This window comes from Acetobacter sp. P1H12_c, assembly GCF_018811975.1.
Classification (GTDB): Bacteria; Pseudomonadota; Alphaproteobacteria; order Acetobacterales; family Acetobacteraceae; genus Acetobacter; species Acetobacter persici.
Map to the genome: position 1 here is coordinate 2,501 of NZ_JACRVR010000064.1, position 3,080 is coordinate 5,580.

1 tRNA gene and 2 rRNA genes (1 of these 3 cut by a window edge) are annotated in these 3,080 nt (G+C 55.0%); all 3 read left to right on the top strand.

Annotated elements, in window-relative coordinates:
- A 23S ribosomal RNA gene (locus KP699_RS15700) occupies positions 1–2,736 on the top strand; it begins 4 nt to the left of the window's first position.
- A gap of 124 nt (positions 2,737–2,860) precedes the next feature.
- Positions 2,861–2,976 (top strand): 5S ribosomal RNA (gene rrf / locus KP699_RS15705).
- A gap of 27 nt (positions 2,977–3,003) precedes the next feature.
- Positions 3,004–3,080: transfer RNA gene (locus KP699_RS15710), tRNA-Met, on the top strand.

The window sequence follows — 3,080 nt, forward strand, 5'->3', positions numbered from 1 at the left end:
GAGCGCGATAAGGGCATTCGGTGGATGCCTTGGCACCAGGAGGCGATGAAGGACGTAGCACGCTGCGAAAAGCTACGGGGAGCCGCGAGCAGGCTTTGATCCGTAGATATCCGAATGGGGCAACCCACCCGCAAGGGTATCGTGGTCTGAATACATAGGACTACGAGGCGAACCCGGGGAACTGAAACATCTCAGTACCTGGAGGAAAAGACATCAATTGAGATTCTGCTAGTAGTGGCGAGCGAACGCGGAACAGGCCAGTGGTCTTTGGAAGAGAAGCAGAACACTCTGGAAAGGGTGGCCATAGTGGGTGATAGTCCCGTATGCGTAGTGCTTTTAAAGATCCTTGAGTAGGGCGGGGCACGTGAAACCCTGTCTGAACATGGGGGGACCACCCTCCAAGCCTAAATACTCCCTGGTGACCGATAGTGAACAAGTACCGTGAGGGAAAGGTGAAAAGCACCCCGACGAGGGGAGTGAAATAGACCTGAAACCGAATGCCTACAAGCAGTCGGAGCCTCTTATGGGGTGACGGCGTACCTTTTGTATAATGGGTCAGCGAGTTTCTGTTTGCAGCAAGCTTAAGCCGGTAGGTGTAGGCGTAGCGAAAGCGAGTCTGAATAGGGCGTCTAGTTGCTGGCAGAAGACCCGAAACCGAGTGATCTAGCCATGGCCAGGCTGAAGGTGCGGTAACACGCACTGGAGGGCCGAACTCACGCCTGTTGAAAAAGTCGGAGATGAGCTGTGGCTAGGGGTGAAAGGCCAATCAAACTCGGAAATAGCTGGTTCTCCGCGAAATCTATTGAGGTAGACCGTCAGGTATTTACCCCGGGGGGTAGAGCACTGGATGGGCTAGGGGGGCCCAAAGCCTTACCAAACCTAACCAAACTCCGAATACCCGGAAGTATTAGCCTGGCAGACAGACAGTGGGTGCTAAGGTCCATTGTCGAGAGGGAAACAGCCCAGACCACCAGCTAAGGCCCCTAAATCGTGGCTAAGTGGGAAAGGATGTGGGGATTCCAAAACAACCAGGAGGTTGGCTTAGAAGCAGCCATCCTTTAAAGAAAGCGTAATAGCTCACTGGTCTAATAGAAACCCTGCGCCGAAAATGTAACGGGGCTCAAGCCACGTGCCGAAGCTGTGGGTGCATACTCTGTATGCGCGGTAGCGGAGCGTTCCGTAGGTCTGTGAAGGAGACGGGGTGACCCTCTCTGGAGATATCGGAAGTGCGAATGCTGACATGAGTAGCGACAAACAGTGCGAGAAACACTGTCGCCGAAAGTCCAAGGGTTCCTGCGCAAGGTTAATCCACGCAGGGTTAGTCGGCCCCTAAGGCGAGGGCGAGAGCCGTAGTCGATGGGAATCAGGTGAATAGTCCTGAACCTGCCAGAAGTGACGAATGCAATATGTTGTCAGTCCTTATCGGATTGGACTGGCTTTTGGCGCATTCCAGGAAATAGCTCTGGCATATAGACCGTACCCGAAACCGACACAGGTGGACTGGTAGAGAATACCAAGGCGCTTGAGAGAACGATGCTGAAGGAACTAGGCAAATTACTCGTGTAACTTCGGGATAAACGAGACCCGTTAGTGGGCAACCATTGGCGGGTGGCACAGACCAGGGGGTAGCGACTGTTTAGTAAAAACACAGGGCTCTGCGAAGTCGTAAGACGACGTATAGGGCCTGACGCCTGCCCGGTGCCGGAAGGTTAAGAGGAGGTGTGAGAGCACTGAATTGAAGCCCCGGTAAACGGCGGCCGTAACTATAACGGTCCTAAGGTAGCGAAATTCCTTGTCGGGTAAGTTCCGACCTGCACGAATGGCGTAACGACTTCCCCGCTGTCTCCAGCATCGGCTCAGCGAAATTGAATTCCCCGTGAAGATGCGGGGTATCCGCGGTCAGACGGAAAGACCCTATGAACCTTTACTGCAGCTTTACAGTGGCATCAGAGACATTCTGTGTAGGATAGGTGGGAGGCTTTGAAGCAGGGGCGCCAGTCCTTGTGGAGCCATCCTTGAAATACCACCCTGAATTTTTCTGATGTCTAACCGTGGTCAGTTAGCCTGATCCGGGACCCTGTATGGTGGGCAGTTTGACTGGGGCGGTCGCCTCCCAAAGTGTAACGGAGGCGCGCGATGGTGGGCTCAGGCCGGTCGGAAACCGGCTGTTGAGTGCAATGGCATAAGCCCGCCTGACTGCGAGAGTGACAGCTCGAGCAGAGACGAAAGTCGGCCATAGTGATCCGGTGGTCCCGCGTGGAAGGGCCATCGCTCAACGGATAAAAGGTACTCTAGGGATAACAGGCTGATCTCCCCCAAGAGTCCACATCGACGGGGAGGTTTGGCACCTCGATGTCGGCTCATCACATCCTGGGGCTGGAGCAGGTCCCAAGGGTTCGGCTGTTCGCCGATTAAAGTGGTACGTGAGCTGGGTTTAGAACGTCGTGAGACAGTTCGGTCCCTATCTGCCGTGGATGTTGGAGATTTGAGAGGATTTGTCCCTAGTACGAGAGGACCGGGATGAACATACCTCTGGTGCACCGGTTGTCGCGCCAGCGGCACCGCCGGGTAGCTAAGTGTGGACGGGATAACCGCTGAAAGCATCTAAGCGGGAAACCCACCTCAAAACTAGATCTCCCTGAGAGCCGTGATAGACCATCACGTTGATAGGCCAGGTGTGGAAGCGCAGTAATGCGTGCAGCTAACTGGTCCTAATCGCTCTATAGGCTCACTCTCATACTGTCCCCTTAAAAGGACAGCCCGTGCACAGAAATCATCCATGCACGCGTCACACATCAAACCTCTCTTTAAATAAACACCAACCGCATCCACACCACCCCACTCAGGGTGGACTGGATGACCTGGTGGCCATGGCGGGGAGTGATCCACCCGATCCCATCCCGAACTCGGCCGTGAAACCCCCCAGCGCCTATGATACTGCGGCTTAAGTCGTGGGAAAGTCGGTCGCCGCCAGGTCTTCCAGTCTACCCAACAAAACACCACCGCGGGGTGGAGCAGCCCGGTAGCTCGTCAGGCTCATAACCTGAAGGCCGCAGGTTCAAATCCTGCCCCCGCAACCA